The 17,666-nt window shown below is 62.6% G+C and carries 15 protein-coding genes; 10 read left to right on the top strand and 5 right to left on the bottom strand.

What is annotated here, in order from left to right:
• Positions 1-303 precede the first annotated feature (303 nt).
• Positions 304-1,293 carry a LacI family DNA-binding transcriptional regulator gene (locus tag J5274_RS20870; protein ID WP_142831010.1) on the top strand — a complete coding sequence of 330 codons (990 nt, stop codon included), beginning with the start codon at positions 304-306 and terminating at the stop codon, positions 1,291-1,293.
• Between the two features lie 7 nt (positions 1,294-1,300).
• Here the strand turns inward: J5274_RS20870 and J5274_RS20865 are convergent, their stop codons facing one another.
• Together J5274_RS20865 and J5274_RS20860 are read right to left on the bottom strand one after the other, a co-directional pair.
• Positions 1,301-2,332 (bottom strand): L-idonate 5-dehydrogenase, encoded by a 1,032-nt coding sequence (locus J5274_RS20865; RefSeq protein ID WP_143123112.1) that lies wholly within the window; start codon positions 2,330-2,332, stop codon positions 1,301-1,303.
• Positions 2,333-2,360: 28 nt separating this feature from the next.
• Entirely contained in the window at positions 2,361-3,302 is a 942-nt protein-coding gene (locus J5274_RS20860) for a 2-hydroxyacid dehydrogenase (protein ID WP_142830965.1), read from the bottom strand.
• A 133-nt stretch (positions 3,303-3,435) separates the two neighbouring features.
• Between J5274_RS20860 and J5274_RS20855 the strand changes: the two genes are divergently transcribed.
• The 7 genes from J5274_RS20855 (at position 3,436) to J5274_RS20825 (ending at position 10,182) form a co-directional block, all read left to right on the top strand.
• Positions 3,436-4,200 (top strand): SDR family oxidoreductase, encoded by a 765-nt coding sequence (locus J5274_RS20855; RefSeq protein ID WP_142830964.1) that lies wholly within the window; start codon positions 3,436-3,438, stop codon positions 4,198-4,200.
• Between the two features lie 49 nt (positions 4,201-4,249).
• Positions 4,250-5,146, top strand: a complete 897-nt coding sequence (locus J5274_RS20850; RefSeq protein ID WP_142830963.1) for an NAD(P)-dependent oxidoreductase — start codon at positions 4,250-4,252, stop codon at positions 5,144-5,146.
• A gap of 111 nt (positions 5,147-5,257) precedes the next feature.
• Positions 5,258-6,754 carry a sugar ABC transporter ATP-binding protein gene (locus J5274_RS20845; RefSeq protein ID WP_142830962.1) on the top strand — a complete coding sequence of 499 codons (1,497 nt, stop codon included), beginning with the start codon at positions 5,258-5,260 and terminating at the stop codon, positions 6,752-6,754.
• Positions 6,755-6,772: 18 nt separating this feature from the next.
• Entirely contained in the window at positions 6,773-7,813 is a 1,041-nt protein-coding gene (locus J5274_RS20840) for an ABC transporter permease (RefSeq protein WP_142830961.1), read from the top strand.
• 51 nt (positions 7,814-7,864) lie between these two features.
• Positions 7,865-8,962, top strand: coding sequence for a substrate-binding domain-containing protein (locus tag J5274_RS20835; protein ID WP_142830960.1), 1,098 nt, complete (start codon positions 7,865-7,867; stop codon positions 8,960-8,962).
• Between the two features lie 91 nt (positions 8,963-9,053).
• On the top strand, positions 9,054-9,392 hold the full coding sequence (locus J5274_RS20830) for a hypothetical protein (protein WP_143123115.1): 339 nt from the start codon (positions 9,054-9,056) through the stop codon (positions 9,390-9,392).
• Positions 9,393-9,435: 43 nt separating this feature from the next.
• Positions 9,436-10,182: an SDR family oxidoreductase gene (locus tag J5274_RS20825; protein WP_143123181.1), complete on the top strand. Its 747-nt coding sequence runs from the start codon at positions 9,436-9,438 to the stop codon at positions 10,180-10,182.
• Between the two features lie 118 nt (positions 10,183-10,300).
• Here the strand turns inward: J5274_RS20825 and J5274_RS20820 are convergent, their stop codons facing one another.
• The 3 genes from J5274_RS20820 to cydD all read right to left on the bottom strand — a co-directional run bounded on the left by J5274_RS20820 (position 10,301) and on the right by cydD (position 14,741).
• Positions 10,301-11,065 (bottom strand): hypothetical protein, encoded by a 765-nt coding sequence (locus J5274_RS20820; protein WP_153816487.1) that lies wholly within the window; start codon positions 11,063-11,065, stop codon positions 10,301-10,303.
• A gap of 194 nt (positions 11,066-11,259) precedes the next feature.
• Entirely contained in the window at positions 11,260-12,993 is a 1,734-nt protein-coding gene (cydC, locus tag J5274_RS20815; protein ID WP_219275629.1) for a thiol reductant ABC exporter subunit CydC, read from the bottom strand.
• Positions 12,990-14,741 carry a thiol reductant ABC exporter subunit CydD gene (gene cydD, locus J5274_RS20810; RefSeq protein ID WP_219275628.1) on the bottom strand — a complete coding sequence of 584 codons (1,752 nt, stop codon included), beginning with the start codon at positions 14,739-14,741 and terminating at the stop codon, positions 12,990-12,992. Before cydD ends, cydC begins: the two co-directional genes overlap by 4 nt.
• 184 nt (positions 14,742-14,925) lie before the next feature.
• On the opposite strand from cydD, the gene J5274_RS20805 reads away from it, so the two are divergent.
• The gene (locus J5274_RS20805) at positions 14,926-16,491 is read left to right on the top strand and encodes a cytochrome ubiquinol oxidase subunit I (RefSeq protein WP_202617192.1); all 1,566 of its coding nucleotides are present in this window, start codon (positions 14,926-14,928) and stop codon (positions 16,489-16,491) included.
• Positions 16,492-16,514: 23 nt separating this feature from the next.
• Entirely contained in the window at positions 16,515-17,663 is a 1,149-nt protein-coding gene (gene cydB, locus J5274_RS20800; RefSeq protein WP_142830955.1) for a cytochrome d ubiquinol oxidase subunit II, read from the top strand.
• Positions 17,664-17,666: the final 3 nt, after the last annotated feature.

Raw genomic sequence — 17,666 nt, 5'->3', positions numbered from 1 at the left:
TCACCTCCATCTGCATTTCGGTTATCGATATCATTTTCTCCCGTTCAGCCAAGACCCTGACGTTGTTGGCGTCAAATTAGTTTGAGACAGATAACACACGACCCTCAGAGATAGCCCTTTTGGCAATGCGCGCAGCGCGAGAGTGCGCAACTTTGCGATTGTGCGATGGTAGCGATAACTTTATTGGTGAACCTTGCTCGAAGCCGCGCGGTGTTTGGGGCAACCGATACGTATGGGGACACAGTGAAAAAACCAGCCGGGGGCAGGCCGAACGGCGCGCCGCGAGACATCCAGAAGCTGACGATGGCCGAGGTCGCCAAATATGTCGGCGTATCCGCGATGACAGTCTCGCGGGCTTTTCGGCAGGATGCCAGCGTCTCCGAGGAAACGCGCAAGCGGATCATGGATGCCGTCGATGCACTCGGCTACGTGCTTGACCAGTCGGCCGGCAGCCTGTCGTCCCGGCGCACCGGCTTCATTGCGGCGCTGGTGCCATCGATCAACAATTCCAACTTTTCCGACACCGCGCGGGGCATCACCGACGCGCTCGAAAATACCGGCCTGCAGCTGCTTCTCGGCTACACCGACTACGCGGCGGACAAGGAAGAAAAGCTTATCGAGGCGATGCTGCGCCGGCGCCCGGAAGGCATCATCCTGACCGGTGGATCGCACACGATGCGCGCGAGGCGCATGCTGGAAAATGCCAATATCCCGGTTGTCGAGACCTGGGAAATCCCGGAGAAGCCGCTCGGCCATGTCGTCGGTTTCTCGAATGGCGAGGCCATGTCGATGCTTGTGCGCGCGCTCGCCGACAAGGGTTACCGCAAGTTCGGCTATATCGGCGGCACCACGGCGCGCGACACGCGCGGCAGCCAGCGGCGCAGCGGATTCCTGAAGACGGTCGAGGAACTCGGGCTAGGACCTGGCCGCGTCATCTCCTTCGGCGTCCCGCCGATCACCATGCAGCAGGGCGCGCAGGCCATCGTCAGCATGCTCGAAAGCTGGCCCGACACGGAAGTCGTACTGTGCGTTTCCGACCTGTCGGCCTTCGGTGCGATGATGGAATGCCAGCGCCGCGGCATGCGCGTACCGGAAGACATTGCCATCGCCGGCTTCGGTGACTACGAGATCTCGTCGATCTGCCACCCGCGCATCACAACGATCAATGCCGATTGCTATGGCATCGGCAGCCAGGCGGCGGCAAAGCTGCTCGAAGCCATCCAGGGCGGAGAGCCGAAGGGCGACGAGATCACTCTCACCAGCTGCCGCGTCGTGTTGCGCGAAAGCGCCTGAGGCAAATCTAGAAGGCGATCTGCACCTTCATGGCCTTGCTTCGATCGTTCGCCGCCTCGAAGGCTGCCACCGCATCCTCGATCGGGAAAACCGCCGTCAGCAGCGGCTTCAGATCGACGCGCCCGCTGTTGATCAGATCGACCGCCAGAGCGAACTCCTCGTGGAACCGGAAGGTCCCGCGTATCTCGATTTCCTTGGCGACGATCATGTTCTGTGGCAGCGAGATGTCGCCGCCGAGGCCGAGCTGAACCAGCACGGCGCGCGGCGCCAACGCCTCCAGCCCCGCCCTGACCGCCCGTTCATTGCCGGACGCTTCGAACATCACATCGAAATAACCCTTGTCGGCACCATAGGCGGACAGATCTTGCGGGTTGGAAGCGACATTGATCGTCCGGTCAGCACCGATGGTCCGCGCCAGATTGAGAACATTGTCGACGACATCGGTGACGACGATTTCGCGGGCGCCGTGTGCCCGTGCCGCAATGATTGCGAGCGCGCCGATCGGTCCGCAGCCGGTCACCAGCACCCGCTTGCCGAGCAGCGAGCCTGCGCGGTTGACCGCATGCAGGACGACCGCGAACGGTTCGGCGAAGGCCGCTTCCTCAATGGAAACGTCGTCCTTGACCTTGTGGCACTGCCAGCCTTCCGCCACCAGTTGCTGGCGAAAGCCGCCCTGGATATGCGGCATCGGCATCGCGCTGCCGTAGAACTGCATGTTGAGGCATTGGTTCTGCTGCCCCTTGAGGCAATACCGGCAATGATTGCAAGGTCTGCTGGGCGAAACGGCGACGCGGTCGCCGACAGAGAGGCCAGTCACTCCTTCGCCGATGGCGTTGATGGTGCCGGCAATCTCATGCCCGAGGATCATCGGTTCGCGCAGCCGCACGGTGCCGAAGCCACCGTGATTGTAATAGTGCAGGTCGGAACCACAGATGCCGCCGGCCTGAATGGCAATGCCCACCTGTCCCGGCCCCGGCAATCCCGCCTGTACTTCCTCGATCCGAAGATCCTTGGCGGCGTGAATGACAAGTGCTTTCATCGTCTTACCTCAAACAATGGAGTAGGCCTCAAACAACCGGGGTGAGCAGTGTTGCGCCGGAGAAATGCGCCGCGAGATTGTCGCGAACGAGTTGGCCCATCGCCTGCCGCGTTTCCACCGTCCCGGACCCATGATGCGGATGCAGGACGATATTGTCGAGCGTCATGAAACGCGCGTCGATGTTGGGCTCGTTCCAGAACACATCGAGGCCCGCGGCCTGGATGGTTTTTTCCTGCAAGGCAGCAATCAAGGCCGCCTCATCGACGGTGGAACCCCTTGAGACATTAACAAGTATCCCTTGAGCTCCGAGGGCTGCCAGCACCGCGCCATCGACCAGATTTCGGGTAGCCTCCCCACCGGGAACGATGACCACCAGGAAATCGGCCCATTTCGCCAGCGCGATCAGGTCCGGTTCGAACGCGAAGGCAACGTCCGGGCGCTGGTTACGGGAAAAGTATGCGATATCGCAGCCGAAGGCCGCGCCGCGCCGGGCGATGGCCTGGCCGATGCGCCCCATGCCGACGAGACCGAGCTTCTTGCCCGACACCCGCGTCACCAAAGGCATCGCGCCGTTGCGCCAGTCTCCGGCGCGCACGAACACATCTGCTTGCGCGATGCGCCTGGCTGCGGCCAGCAGCAATCCAATGGCAATATCGGCGACGTCATCGGTGAGAACATCGGGCGTATTGGTGACGCGAATGCCGCGGTCGCGGGCATAGGAAAGATCGATGGCGTCGGTGCCGACGCCGTAGCACGACACGATCTCGAGGTTCGGCAACGCCGCCATGAGTTCGGCGGAGGCGCCAAGCTCGCCCTTGGTGGCGATGGCACGAATGTCCTTGCCGACAGCCTTCAGCAGGGCCTGCCTGTCTTCGGCCTCCCACAGCCGATGGACGACATAATTTTCCTCCAGCGCCGTCATGTCCCAATCCGGATACACGCCGGTCATCAGGATATCTGCCTTCGGCATGTCTTGTCTCCCGTGAATTGTCGATTGATTATGTTATCGATAACATATAGTTCGGTTGGTCATGTCAAGGGATGATTTCTGCCCTGTCGATGCTAAACATTTCCAGATGACCGCAAGAATTGAAGGAGACGAGATGAGGAACCTGTTCGATCTGACCGGCCGGCGCGCGCTGATTACCGGGTCCAGCCAAGGCATCGGATACGCCCTGGCCGAGGGCCTCGCGAGCTATGGCGCGGAGGTGGTGATCAACGGCCGGACTTCATCGGCAGTGGCTGCCGCCGTCGAAACTCTGAGGGCAAAGGGCTTTGTTGCCCATGCATCCGTCTTCGACGTCACCAAAAAGGATGCGACGGATCAGGGCGTTGCGGAAATCGAGGCTGGCATCGGCGCCATCGACATCCTCATCAACAACGCCGGGATGCAGTTTCGCTCGCCACTGGAAGAGTTTCCGGCCGACAAGTGGGAGCTTTTGCTGGCAACAAACATTTCCAGCGTCTTCTACGTGGGCCAGGCGGTCGCCAAGGGCATGATCGCGCGCAAAGAGGGCAAGATCATCAACATCGCTTCGGTCCAGAGCGAGCTGGCAAGGCCCGGTATCGCGCCCTACACCGCAACCAAGGGCGCCGTGCGCAACCTGACGAGAGGGATGTGCGCCGACTGGGCAAAGCACGGCCTGCAGATCAACGCCATTGCCCCCGGCTACTTCAAGACACCGCTGAACCAGGCGCTGGTCGACAATCCGGAGTTCACATCGTGGCTCGAAAAGCGCACGCCGGCCGGACGCTGGGGCGATGTCGAGGAACTGATCGGCGCTGCCGTGTTCCTGTCCGGCAAAAGCTCTTCCTTCGTCAACGGCCACACGCTCTATGTCGATGGCGGCATCACCACTTGCCTTTGAGGTGAGGTATCGCCTGTAGAGGCAACGACGTTGGATTGCAAAGGAGGACATGATGGATAGTGACAGGGCAAGCGTTGCAGTGATCGGCGCCGGCATCATGGGAACGGCGATCGCCACCCGCCTGCTCGAGACGGGCCATGCGACATCTGCTTTCGATCTCAATCCTGATAAAGTCGCGGCCCTCGCAGACAAGGGCGCAACTCCCGCAAAGTCTGTCCGGGCCGCCGTCGAGACGAGCGCATTCTGCATTCTCAGCCTCAACCACGCCGACATCGTGCGGTCCGTCGTGTTCGGCGAGGACGGCGTGGCTGCTGCCGCCAGTGCCGACAAACTGGTGATCGACATGTCGTCCATCGACCCCGCCGAGACGACCTCGATAGCAACCCGACTGCGAGATGAGACAGGCATGGGCTGGGTGGACTGCCCGCTGTCCGGGGGGGTGCCGGGCGCGCTATCGGGACGGCTGACGATCATGGCGGGCGGCAGCGAGACCGATTTCGAGCGGGCCCGCGTCGTCATGCAGCATCTGGCTGCCAACTATACGCTGATGGGCGGATCAGGAGCCGGCCAGACAACGAAGCTCATTAACCAGCTCTTCTGCGCAGTGCTTTTCCAGGCCGTCGCGGAGGCTGTGAAGCTCGCCGAAGCCGGCGGAGTCGATCCGGCGGCAATCCCTGCGGCGTTGGCAGGCGGCAGGGCGGACAGCCGCATTCTGCAGGAATTCATGGGCAAGTTTGCCCAGCGGGATTTCTCGCCGACCGGGCGGATCGACAATATGTTGAAAGACCTGGATTCGCTGCAGGCCTTCGCACTGAAGACGAAAACACCCCTTCCGATGACGGGCGCTGTGGTGGAGATTCACCGGCTGCTGTGTGCCGCCGGTCTCGGCAGCCGCGACTCCGCAGAGATGATCCGCCTGCTCGACGGCTTCTCCGCCGCACCGTAAATTTCCACGCCGCAGGACGTTTTCCGTCGAGAACGGATTTTCGCTTGACCGGCTATCGATGTTATCGATAACATAAAACTCTGCATACGCGTGGCTTTGGGAGGAGCATCGGTGGAAGCGAAAAAACTACTGGAGTTCCAGACGATCACCAAGACGTTTGGCGGAACCCAAGCGCTCTGTGACGTCTCCTTCGATTTGCGCGAAGGCGAGATCCTGGCCCTGCTGGGCGAAAACGGCGCCGGCAAGTCGACGCTGATCAAGACGCTCGCCGGCATCTACAAGCCCGATACCGGCGACATCCTCTTTCGTGGCGAAAGCTATCATCACCGTCCGTCGCGGCCCAACCAACGCCAGCCGGTCGCCTTCATCCACCAGGATCTCGGCTTGATCGAGTGGATGACGGTCGGCGAGAACATGGGCCTGGCGCAAGGGTTCTCCATGCGTCGCGGCGTGATCGACTGGAAGCGGACGCAGGCGCGCGCCGAGGATGCGCTGAAACTGGTGGGCTGCCACTTCGATCCGACGACCCGGGTCTCGTCCCTCAGCAGGACGGAGAAGTCCCTCGTGGCGATTGCCCGCGCCCTTGCCGTCGAAGCCGACGTCCTTGTGCTCGACGAACCCACGGCAAGCCTGCCGGCAGACGAGGTCGAGCGGCTGTTCGACGCCATCAGGCCCCTCAAGGAGCGCGGCGTCGGGATGATCTACGTCTCGCACCGGCTGGACGAGATTTTCCGCATTGCCGACCGCGTCGCCGTCCTTCGAGATGGCAAGATGGTCGGCCAGAAGGCTGTCGCCGACACGACGCCCGACGAGCTCGTAACGATGATCATCGGCCGCGCCAATCACGACCTGTTTGCCAAAAAGCCGGCCGTCGCCGGCAAGGCGATCGTCAAGGTCCGCGACCTCGCCTGCGCCGGCACCAGCCCGGTCTCTTTCGATATCCGTGAGGGCGAATTGCTCGGGCTGGTGGGATTGCGGGGCGCCGGACAGGAGTTGATCGGCCGCGCGCTGTTTGGCTGCGAGGGTTTTGCCGGCAGCGTGCTGCTGCATGACCAGACACCCGACCTGTCGAGCCCCCGAAGCGCCATGGCATCCGGAATCGGCCTGATCGCCCGCGACCGGACGGAGGAATCGGTCGCCATGCCGTTATCGGTGCGCGAAAACACCTACCTCAATCCCGGTGCATCCGGCCGGGGATTGCGGTCCTTTCTCTCCCCCCGACGCGAAGCCGATCTTGCCTCGGCCATCGGTCGTTCCGTCGGCCTGCGACCCAACGATCCCGACTTGCCTGTCGAAGCTCTATCCGGCGGCAATCAGCAGAAGGTCGTCGTCGCCCGCTGGCTGGCGACCGGGCGTAAGTTGCTGGTTGCCGAGGATCCGACCGCTGGTGTCGATGTCGGCGCCCGTGCCGATATCTACCGCCTTATCACCCAGGCGCTGGATGCCGGGCTTGCCGTCGTCGTCGTTTCCACCGATTTCGAGGAAATCGCCCACATCTGCCACAGAGCCCTTGTCTTTTCGCGCGGCAGGATCGTCAGCGAACTGGCCGGCAATGCGCTGACGACGGAAGCGGTCATCACAGCTGCGTCCGCGTCCGAAGCCGCATGAACATTCAGGAGGAAAGCCATGCAATCCATTGAATCAACCGCGCTGGAGCCGACTAAGGGCGAAATGGCGGGATTGTCGACCAGCCAGAAGATCGGCCGGCTTATCCCCGTCTACGGACTGGTAATCCTGACCGTCGTGCTGATCCTGCTGTTCTCGCTGCTGCTGCCGGCGACTTTCCCGACACTTCTCAACGTTCGCTCCATCGTGTCGGACAAGGCGATCATCGCGCTGCTGTCGCTGGCCGCGATGATCCCGATGGCGTCGGGCCGCATAGACCTGACCGTCGGTTACGGCATCGTGCTCTGGCACATCCTTGCCATCAGTCTGCAGACCGCCTACGGCCTTCCCTGGCCAGTGGCCGTCCTCATCGTGCTGGCGCTCGGCACCATCACGGGCTTCCTGAACGGACTGCTGGTGGAGGTCGCCAAGATCGACAGCTTTATCGCGACGCTCGGAACAGGCACCGTCCTCTACGCGCTGGCGCTTTGGCACACCGGCGGCCGCCAGGTTGTCGGCGTCCTGCCGCACGGCTTTTATGCACTGAACGGAACGATGCTGTTCGGCCTGCCGATCACTGGCTTTTACGTCCTTGGCATCGCCATCTGCATGTGGGTCGTGCTCGAATACCTGCCGGTCGGGCGATATCTCTACGCAATCGGTGCCAACCCGAAGGCCGCAGCCCTCAATGGCATTCCGGTGCGCAAGTTCGTGATCGGTGCCTTCGTGACGTCGGGACTGTTGGCGGCGCTCACCGGCGTACTTCTGGCCTCGAAGCTGCGCATCGGCCAGGCGAGCGTCGGGCTCGAATATCTGCTGCCGGCCCTCGTCGGCGCCTTCCTCGGCTCGACGACGATCAAGCCCGGACGCGTCAACGTCTGGGGGACGCTCATCGGCGTCATCATCCTGGCGGTCGGGATTTCCGGCATCCAGCAATTCGGCGGCTCCTTCTTCATCGAGCCGCTCTTCAACGGGGTCACCCTGCTTATTGCCATCGGCATAGCCGGTTACGCCCAGCGCAAGCGCGGCGCCGTGAGGAGGATCACGCCCGCGCCCAAGTAGACTACGCCGGGATCAACACCGGTACATCAAAACCAAAATGGAGGAGTGAACATGAAGCGTAGAACGATGTTGCAGGCGACGGTCGCAGCGCTTGCCCTGATGACCAGCCTGCCGGCGCTTGCCGACCCTATGTCCGATGCGAAAGCGGTCGTCGACAAATATGCATCCAAGGCGAGTGCATGGGATGGCCCGACCACCGGGCCCAAGGGCGCAGCCGGCAAGTCGATCGTCATCCTTGCCGGCGACATGAAGAACGGCGGCATTCTCGGCGTCGTCAACGGCGTCCAGGAGGCGGCAGGATCGCTCGGCTGGAAAGTGACCGCGCTCGACGGCGCCGGCTCGATCGGCGGCCGGACGGCAGCCTTCGGCCAGGCGATGGCGCTGAAGCCGGATGGCATCATCATCGACGGTTTCGACGCTATCGAGCAGAAGCCGGCGATGGAGCAGGCAAAGGCTGCCGGCATTCCGATGGTCTCCTGGCATGCGGCATCGAATGTCGGTCCCGTCCCGGAAGTCGGCGTGTTCGCCAATGTCACCACCGACGCCATGGAGGTCTCCAAGGCTGCGGCCGACTGGGCATTCGTCGATGCAGGCGGCAAGCCCGGCGTCGTCATCTTCACGGACAGCACCTATGCGATTGCCATCGCCAAGGCCGACCGGATGAAGAAGGAAATCGAGAGCCTCGGCGGCACCGTGCTCGAATATGTCGATACGCCGATCGCCGAAACCTCGCAACGCATGCCGCAGCTGACGACATCGCTGCTGCAGAAATACGGGGAGAAGTGGACGCATTCGCTGGCGATCAATGACCTTTATTTCGACTTCATGGGTCCCTCGCTGGCATCGGCCGGCATCGAGGGAGACGGCAAGCCGGTGAATGTCGCCGCCGGCGACGGCTCGGAAAGCGCCTACCAGCGCATTCGCGCCAAGCAATACCAGGCAGTCACGGTGGCCGAGCCGCTCACCCTGCAGGGATGGCAACTGGTCGACGAACTAAACCGCGCCTTCGCCGGGGTCGCATGGTCCGGCTATGTTTCGCCGCTGCATGTGGTCACGACAGCCAATGTCGAATTCGACGGAGGCCCGAAGAACAGCTTCGATCCCGACAACGGCTATCGGGATCACTACAAGGCAATCTGGGGCAAATAACGTCGCCATGCGGGGCGCGGCCGATGCCTGCGCCCCGCGCTCCGGGCACAGACGGAGCCGCGCCCTCACATCAACCAATTTGGAAAAGTCGATGATCGTTCGATATGCTTTGTTCGAAGGCGAAATCCATGCCGGCAAGGAGGCCGAATTCCGTGCCTTCGTGAAAGAAAAACTGGTGCCGCTCTGGACGCAGTTCCCGGGCGCCAAGGAAGTTCGCGTCCTCGATGGCTTCGATCGCGATGAAGGGGCGCCGGTCTATGCAATGGCCCTTGCAGTTCGCTACCCCGACATGGATGCCGTTGATGCCGCACTTCGCTCGGATGTCCGCTACCAAAGCCGCGAGGTCAGTGGCGAACTTCTGAAGATGTTCACAGGCCGGGTACACCACCACCTGTTTACCGCAAACGATTATGCGCCAGCGGGCCTTTGAGCTAACATGACACATACCGCATCGTTTACAGGATGAAAGCATGATGGATGGCCGGGTTGCAGTTGTCACGGGCGCAGGTTCAGGGATCGGAAGAGCGGTAGCGCTGGCGCTCCTGGGGGATGGCTACGTCGTTGCGCTCGCCGGTCGCCGTGCGGAGCCGCTGGAAGAAACAGCCTCTCTGGCCATGGCGGGCATACCGTTGATCGTTCCGACAGATGTCACCGACCCGGCGTCGGTCGACGCGCTCTTTGCCGAACTGGAGGCTAAGGCAGGGCGGCTGGACGTGCTGTTCAACAATGCCGGCGTGGGTGCGCCCACGACGAATTTCGGCGACGTGACGTTCGAGCAATGGCAAGCCGTCATTTCCGTCAACATCAACGGAATGTTTCTCTGTGCCAACCGGGCCTACCGCATGATGCGCGACCAGACGCCACGGGGCGGACGCATCATCAACAACGGCTCGATCTCGGCCCACACGCCGCGGCCAGGCTCAGCACCCTATACGGCCTCCAAGCACGCTGTGACCGGCCTCACCAAATCGATCAGCCTCGACGGGCGCATCCACAACATCGTTGCCTCGCAGATCGATATCGGCAACGCCGCCACGGATATGACGACGCGCATGGCCAAGGGCGTGCCACAGGCGGATGGCACGATTGCTGTCGAACCCACCATGGACGTCGCAACCGTGGGTGCCACCGTCCTCAATATGGCGAAAATGAGCCTCGACGCCAACGTCCAGTTCATCACCATCATGGCCTCGAGCATGCCGTTCATAGGGCGGGGATAAGGCTCGGAACCCTCCGCACCTGGGTCGATGGTGACGGGATACGACTGCCAGCAAAAAAGATGGCGCCATGTTTTCACACAGGGCGCCATCGTGTTTTAGGTTGGTAATCTCGGGAGACCTAGCGCGCGGCGATTTGCTTCAGGAGCTTGCAGAGAGCAGCCAGACCGGGATCGGCATTTCCGGCTCCGAAGGTCTTGCAGCGGGTGAGGACGAGCTTCTGCTGAGTGGGCGACATCCCCTGGTACGCGATAGCAGCGCGTCGGGTTGCCGCCCGACCGCCCAGACCCGAGCCTACACCTGCATTGTTGCCAGATCCAAGACCAGTCCCGCTGGTGTTGCCGCCGCCGATGGATCCGGTGCTGCCACCGCCGGTGGATCCGTTGCCGCCGCCGCCGGTGGATCCATTGCCGCCGCCGGTGGATCCGTTGCCGCCGCCGCCAGTGGATCCATTGCCGCCGCCGCCGGATCCACCAATTGACGCTCCGACACCCGCGCTGACGCCATTGCCGCCTCCAACCGACGCACCGACACCAGCATTGACACCGCTTGACCCACCAATCGAGGCAGTTGCTCCCGCGTTCACGCCTTGCGCACCACCGATCGATGCTCCGGCTCCGGCATTAACACCATTGGAACCGCCTACATTTGCGCCGACACCGGCATTCACACCGGTGGAGCCGCCGACGTTCGCACCGACGCCGGCATTAATGCCGCCGACGGAAGCGCCCACGCCGACGCCCAGTCCACGACCTCCGCCGAGTGATACCCCGCCGCCGAGGCCAAGGCCTCCGCGGTTGGAGCCGCCCTGTTGGGCCTGTACGGATACCACAGTTGCCGCAGATAGAAGAACGGCAAGCGAAATGCTCTTTCTGAGATTCTGCATGATTATCATCCTCGTTGGTTTAGCCCGTGACTGATGTCACTGGCGGGACTAGGTCGAGGAGCGCGCGCTTCCTGTTGAAACGGACTGATAGCGGGTGCTATCGATCCGTCACAATGTAAACGTGTTATGCATTACTAATGTTTCACTCTCTTATGGACCTGAGAGCGCTTCAGTCGATCATGGTGAACTCAGCATTAACAGTCCTTCGGAACGCTCCAGAGTGGGACGTTCTCAACACTTGGCCCTCGCGGCTCCTCTGTGGCGGTTGCCCCAGATACCGCCAGCTTTCCGGCCGTCATAACGTAGCACTGGTCGAAGACGCCCGACGGCGGCTTTGCGTGCGTGGCAAGGATGACCGTTTTTCCTGTCGCCAGATTGCAGAGATCCTCGAAAAACGCGCGCTCTGTCTCCGGATCGAGATTGGACGTCGGTTCGTCCAAAACGAGGATTTGAGCTTTCGAGAGAAGCGCGCGCGCAAGACACAGGCGACGCGCCTGTCCGGCGGACAGTGTCCAGCCCTTTTCGCCGACATAGCCATCCAGCTGGTCTGGCAGCCGCCGGACGACGTCGCCGAGGCGGACCGCGTCGAGCATGTGCCAGAGACGCTCGCTGCTTGCGCCGGGATCGCCCATCAGCAGATTGTCTCGCAGGCTTCCCATGAAGACTTGCGTATCCTGGGTCAGAAGCGCGATGCGCCGATGCAGTTCGTCCTGCCTCAGCCAACGAAGATCGACATCGCCGAGTGTGATCGTGCCAGCCTGCGGATCGAAGAGGCGAAGCAGCAGCGCCATCAACGTCGACTTGCCGGAGCCGCTGGCACCGAGGATCACGACGCGGGACCCTGTGGCGACCTTAAAACTGACATCCACCAGGATCGTCCTGTCGGCATGATGCCCGAAACGCACGCCGTGGAAGGCGATGTCGTTGCCTTCCGGCATTGCCACCGGTCGCCCGGGATCAACCACCGCAGGCGGGCTGTCGGCGACTGCCCGTATCTGTTCGGCCGCAGCAATAGAGGAGCTCAGGCGCGAGACGCTGCGAACGATTGCACCGGTCGCCTCGAAGCTTGCAAGCGTCGCCAGCAGCAGACCGACCAGCAGCGGGCCGCCGATATCGCCACGCTGAAAGCTCTGGATGCCGAACCACAGCACGCCGACCAGCGCCGTGCCGGCCAGAAGCTGGACCATGGCGCTGGCAATGCTTCCCCGTAACGCGAGACGCCGCCGCGCCGATCCCACGGCGTTCGCGGCATCGTCGAACTGCTTCTCTGCCATGGCGATCTGGTCGAAGACGATGAAGTCCGCCAGCCCGTCCATGCTTTGCAGGGCGGCGCTGCGGACTGCAGCCGATGCCGCGATCACGGACCGCCCCTGCGCCAGCGTCGCTCCAACGAGGACGGCGGGCACCGCCAGGGTCGCAGTTGCAAGCGTCACCGCATAGACCACTGCCCCCGCGGGTATGTACCAGCCGAGGATCGCACTCATCGTCGCCCCGAGCACCAGCGCCGTCAGCATCGGGCCAATGGCCACCAGAAACGCCGTGTCGAGCGTATCGATGTCGGCCGTCAGCCGGCTGACGAGGTCGCCGTGGCTGATACCGGTGTCCTTGAGCGGCATACGGGGTATCAGCCGCGAAAACAGCCAACCCCGGAGATCGGCAAGCAGCCACAGCGTTGCATCGTGACCGACGAGCTTTTCTCCATAGCGGGCGCCGATGCGGATCAATGAAAAGCCGCGGATCAGCGACGACGGCCCGAACAGGTTGAAACTCGCAGCTGCGGTCGTCAGGGCAGCCGCAGTCAGGAACCATCCGGAAACGCCAAGCAGTGCCATGCCGGCAACGAGCGTCAGCGCACCAAGGCCGAAGGCGAGGCCGAACCGCAGTGCCCGGGTGCGAAACAGCGGCAGGAAGGACATGAGGGCTATCATGCGGCATTCTCCTCGAACGCGAGCAATACCTTCGGCCTTGGCTTTACGACTGGCACGATATCGCCGCCGGCGACGCGGAATACATGGAAGAAGCGCTCGGCCACGGCGAGCGAATGGGTGGCGACCAGCAGGGTTCGACCGCGTGCAAAGACCTGCAGCGCATCGAGAACGCGGCTCTCGGTTTCGCGGTCGAGATGCGCCGTCGGCTCGTCGAGAACAATCAGGCCGGGGTCGCGCAGGAAAATCCTTGCCAGAGCGATCCGCTGCGCCTCGCCGCCGGACACGCCCCGCCCGCCCGCGCCGATTGCCGTATTGAGCCCGTCGGGCAGGGCGTTGGTGAATCCAAGGACGCCCGCGAGTTCTGCCGCGCGGGAAAGATCGCTTTCGCTTGCCAGTCGCGCGCCGAAACGAATGTTATCGGCGATTGTCCCCGCAAACAGCATAGGCCGCTGGCCAAGGAAGGCCACCGCATTGCGCAGCCCGGCGGGGTCAATAGACTGTAGCTCATGTCCTTCAAGACAGATGCGTCCCTCGAAGGCCCTGAGCCCGACAATGGCTTCCAGTAACGTCGACTTTCCGATGCCGCTCTCGCCGAGGAGCGCCGCATGGCTGCCGGCAGCAAGGGACAGGGTGGCATTTTCAAGCAGCCGCCGCCCGCCGTCCGGGGTGGCAAGCCCGAGATGGGAAGCGGCAACAGCGATCGCCCCTCCCGTCAGCGGCATCGAGGCCGGCCGGCTGGATGTTTCGACGCCGTTTTCCGGGAGATCGCCAAACAGCGCGGCGATCTCGACGATGGCCGCCTCGGCGGATTGCCGGTCGTGATAGTGGGCAGCGAGCAGCCGCAGTGGCTGATAGACCTCGGGCGCCATCAGCAGACAGAACAAACCTGCCTGCAGCGTAAAAGGCGACACCCTGATATGGACGAAGCCGAGATAGCTGAGGCCGACATAGAGGGCGACGCCTGCGACGCCGAGCGCCGCAAAGAATTCCAGCACAGCCGACGAAAGGAACGCGATGCGCAGCACGCGCAAGGTCCGCAGCCGCAGGTCATGGCTAGCATCCAGCACCTTCGTCGTCTCACTCTCGGCCCGGCCGAACAGTTTGAGCGTCACGATACCGCGCAAACGGTCGGCGAAGAAGCCGGACAGGCGGGACATCGCCTGCGCCTGGGCATCGGTGGCTGCCTGCGCGCCCCATCCGACCAGTGCCATGAAGATGGGAATGAGCGGCGCAGTCAGCAGGAACAACAGTGCCACGATCCAGTCGACCGGCATGACGGCCATGGCAAAGACGATGGGCAGCACAGCCGCCTGGATCATCGCCGGGACAAATCGGGCGAAATAGCCATCCAGCGCATCCGTCTGGTCGATGACTGCGGAACTGAGTGCACCCGAGGAGCGCAGCGCCATCCAGTCCGGCCGCTGATCGAAGATGTGGCGATGCAGCAGTCGGCGCAGATACAGCTTGATACGTTCGGCGGCGACGATACCGGCGCTCTCGGCGCCGAGCCCCAGCCCGATCCGCGCGATGAAGATGCCGATGAACAAGCCGACAGCCGGAAGCACCTCCGTGACAGACTGCCGCGACACGATGACCCGACCGAGGATCTCGGAAAGCAGCAGGGCCTGCCCCACCAGCAGCATCCCGGATAACATCGGCAGGGCACAGGCAACCACCATGGCCTTGCCGCCATGCCGCTGAAGCCGGGATAACCACTGTCTTTGATTGATACCGTGTTCTGCCGTCATCGCTGCCCTCAACCGCCGCAGCAGGCTCTCTATCCTGCGAAGGCCATGCCGTTTTCACTGTCACAGTCAGTGCCCGAGCCGCCGGGGGGAGGCATTGACATAAATCAATGCGTGTCCTCGGGGCTGGGCGTAGCAACCTGCAGGCCCGGCATCCGGCCGGCACACTGATAGGAACGCGCGCATGATCGACTTCACCGTTGTGGATTTGGCACGCCTGCAATTTGCGGCGACCGCACTTTACCATTTTCTCTTTGTCCCGCTGACGCTGGGACTGTCCTTCCTCATGGCGATCATGGAAAGCGTCTACGTGATGACCGGCCGTGAAGTCTGGCGGCGCATGACGCTCTTCTGGGGCACCCTGTTCGGCATCAACTTTGCAATGGGCGTCGCGACAGGCATAGTCATGGAGTTCCAGTTCGGCATGAACTGGAGCTATTACAGCCATTATGTCGGCGACGTCTTCGGTGCGCCGCTTGCCATCGAGGGGCTGATGGCCTTCTTCCTGGAGGCAACCTTTATCGGCCTCTTCTTCTTCGGCTGGGACCGTCTGCCGAAGGCCGGCCATCTGGTCGTCACCTGGCTGGTCGCGCTCGGCGCCAATTTCTCGGCCCTGTGGATCCTGATCGCCAACGGCTGGATGCAGAACCCGGTCGGCTCCACCTTCAATCCAGACACGATGCGCATGGAAGTGTCCGATTTCGCCGCCGTGCTGTTCAATCCGGTGGCACAGGCAAAATTCGTTCATACCGTCAGTGCCGGCTATACCACGGGGGCCATGTTCGTCATGGCTGTCAGCGCCTGGTTCATGCTGCGCGGCCGCCACCTCGACCTTGCCAAGCGCTCCATGGCCGTCGCCGCCAGCTTCGGCATCGCCTCGGCCTTATCGGTCGTCGTGCTCGGTGACGAAAGCGGCTATGTCGCCACAGAACACCAGAAGATGAAGATCGCCGCCATCGAGGCGATGTGGCACACCGAGCCTGCACCGGCCGGCCTCACCCTGTTCGCGATACCCGGCAAGGACGGCAACCGCTTCGAGGTCAAGATCCCCTGGGTGCTGGGGCTCATGACGACGCGTAGCCTCAATACCGAAGTCCAGGGCATCCTGCCGCTGGTCGACCATGCCAAAGAGCGTATCCGCAACGGCCTGCTGGCGTCCGCCGATCTCGACGCGATCCGCAAGGATCCGAAGGACCAGGCCGCACGGGCAGCCTTTGCCAAGAACTGGCCGGATCTCGGCTATGCCCTGCTGCTCAAACGCTACCGCGAGGACATCGTCAACGCCACGCCCGATGAGATCGACCAGGCCGCCCGCGATACCATCCCCGACGTCGGCACGCTGTTCTGGACGTTCCGCATCATGGTGGCGCTCGGCCTCTACATGATCGTGTTCTTCGCCACCGCTTTTGTGCTCAGCAGCCTCCACAAGCTTGGAAACAACAGGACGCTGCTCAGGATAGCGCTCTGGAGCATGCCGGTCCCGTGGCTCGCCATCGAATCCGGCTGGCTGGTGGCGGAATATGGCCGTCAGCCCTGGGCTATCGAGGGTGTGCTGCCGACATTCTATGCCGCCTCGGGTCTCAGCGTGATCGACATGCTGATCAGCCTCGGCTTCTTCCTGGTCCTCTATACCGCCCTTCTGGTCGTCATGATCATTCTGATGCTGAAGACCATCAAGGCCGGCCCCGGGGACTACGCCATGCTCGACGGATCCGCCGAACCAATTCAGATGCCTAAAAGCGCGGCCGCCTAACCTCAAGCGCAGAGAGAACGATGATGAACACGATTCCCCTCGACTATGAAATACTGCGAATGATCTGGTGGGCCCTGCTCGGCATCCTGTTGATGGGCTTTGCCATCATGGGCGGCAACGATCTCGGCGTCGGCGCCCTGCTCCCCTTCGTTGCTCGCACGGACGAAGAGCGGCGCGTCGTCATCAACCTTCTCGGCCCGACCTGGGAAGGCAACCAGGTCTGGTTGGTGCTGGGTGGCGGCGCCATCTTCGCCGCCTGGCCGGCCCTCTATGCCGTCTCCTTCTCCGGCTTCTATCTCGCCATGATCGCTATTCTTCTGGCACTCATCCTGCGTCCGGTCGCCTTCAAGTTCCGCGGCAAGATGAAAGATCCGACATGGCGGGCAACCTGGGACTGGGCTCTGTTCATCGGCGGCTTTGTGCCGGCGCTGATCTTCGGCGTGGCCGTAGGCAATGTCCTGCTCGGCGTCCCCTTCGACCTCGACGGAACCCTGCGCGCCAGCTACACCGGCAACTTCTTCGGGCTGCTGCGTCCCTTCGCGCTGCTCGCTGGCCTGCTTAGTGTCTCCATGCTGGTTGCCCATGGCGCAGCGCTCATCACGCTGAGGACAGAGGGCCAGGTTGCAGAGCGGGCGCGCCTCTATGGTCGTGCGGCTGCGCTGGCAAGCATTGTGCTGTTTGCTATGGGCGGTCTCTGGGTTGGCATTGGTATGGATGGCTATGTCGTATCCAGCGTCCAGGATGCGCTTGGCCCTTCCAATCCGCTGTCGAAGACGGTCGTCCTCGTCTCGGGCGGCTGGCTCAGCAACTACGGCACTCATCCCTGGATGATTGCGGCCCCCGCCCTTGGCTTCCTCGGCTCCCTGCTGGCACTCGTCTGCCTTTCCGGTGGAGCCTTGAAAACAGCATTGCTGGGCACGACAATCGCCATCGTCGGCATCATTTCGACGGCCGGCCTGTCGCTTTTTCCCTTCCTGCTGCCAAGCTCCATCCATCCGGCAGCCAGCCTGACGGTCTGGGATGCATCGTCGAGCCACCTGACGCTGTTCATCATGCTGATCGCCACGATTATCTTCCTGCCGATCATTCTCATCTACACGGGCTTCGTCTTCCGCGTCATGCGTGGCACGGTGACGACAGCCTCGCTCGGCCGCAACCCCAACGCCTACTAAGGA

Origin of the sequence: Rhizobium sp. L51/94, assembly GCF_019355555.1 — a bacterium.
Lineage (GTDB): Bacteria > Pseudomonadota > Alphaproteobacteria > Rhizobiales > Rhizobiaceae > Rhizobium > Rhizobium rhododendri.
Note: the sequence above shows the minus strand (reverse complement) of the source record. Positions and strands in the feature narration are given on the sequence as shown.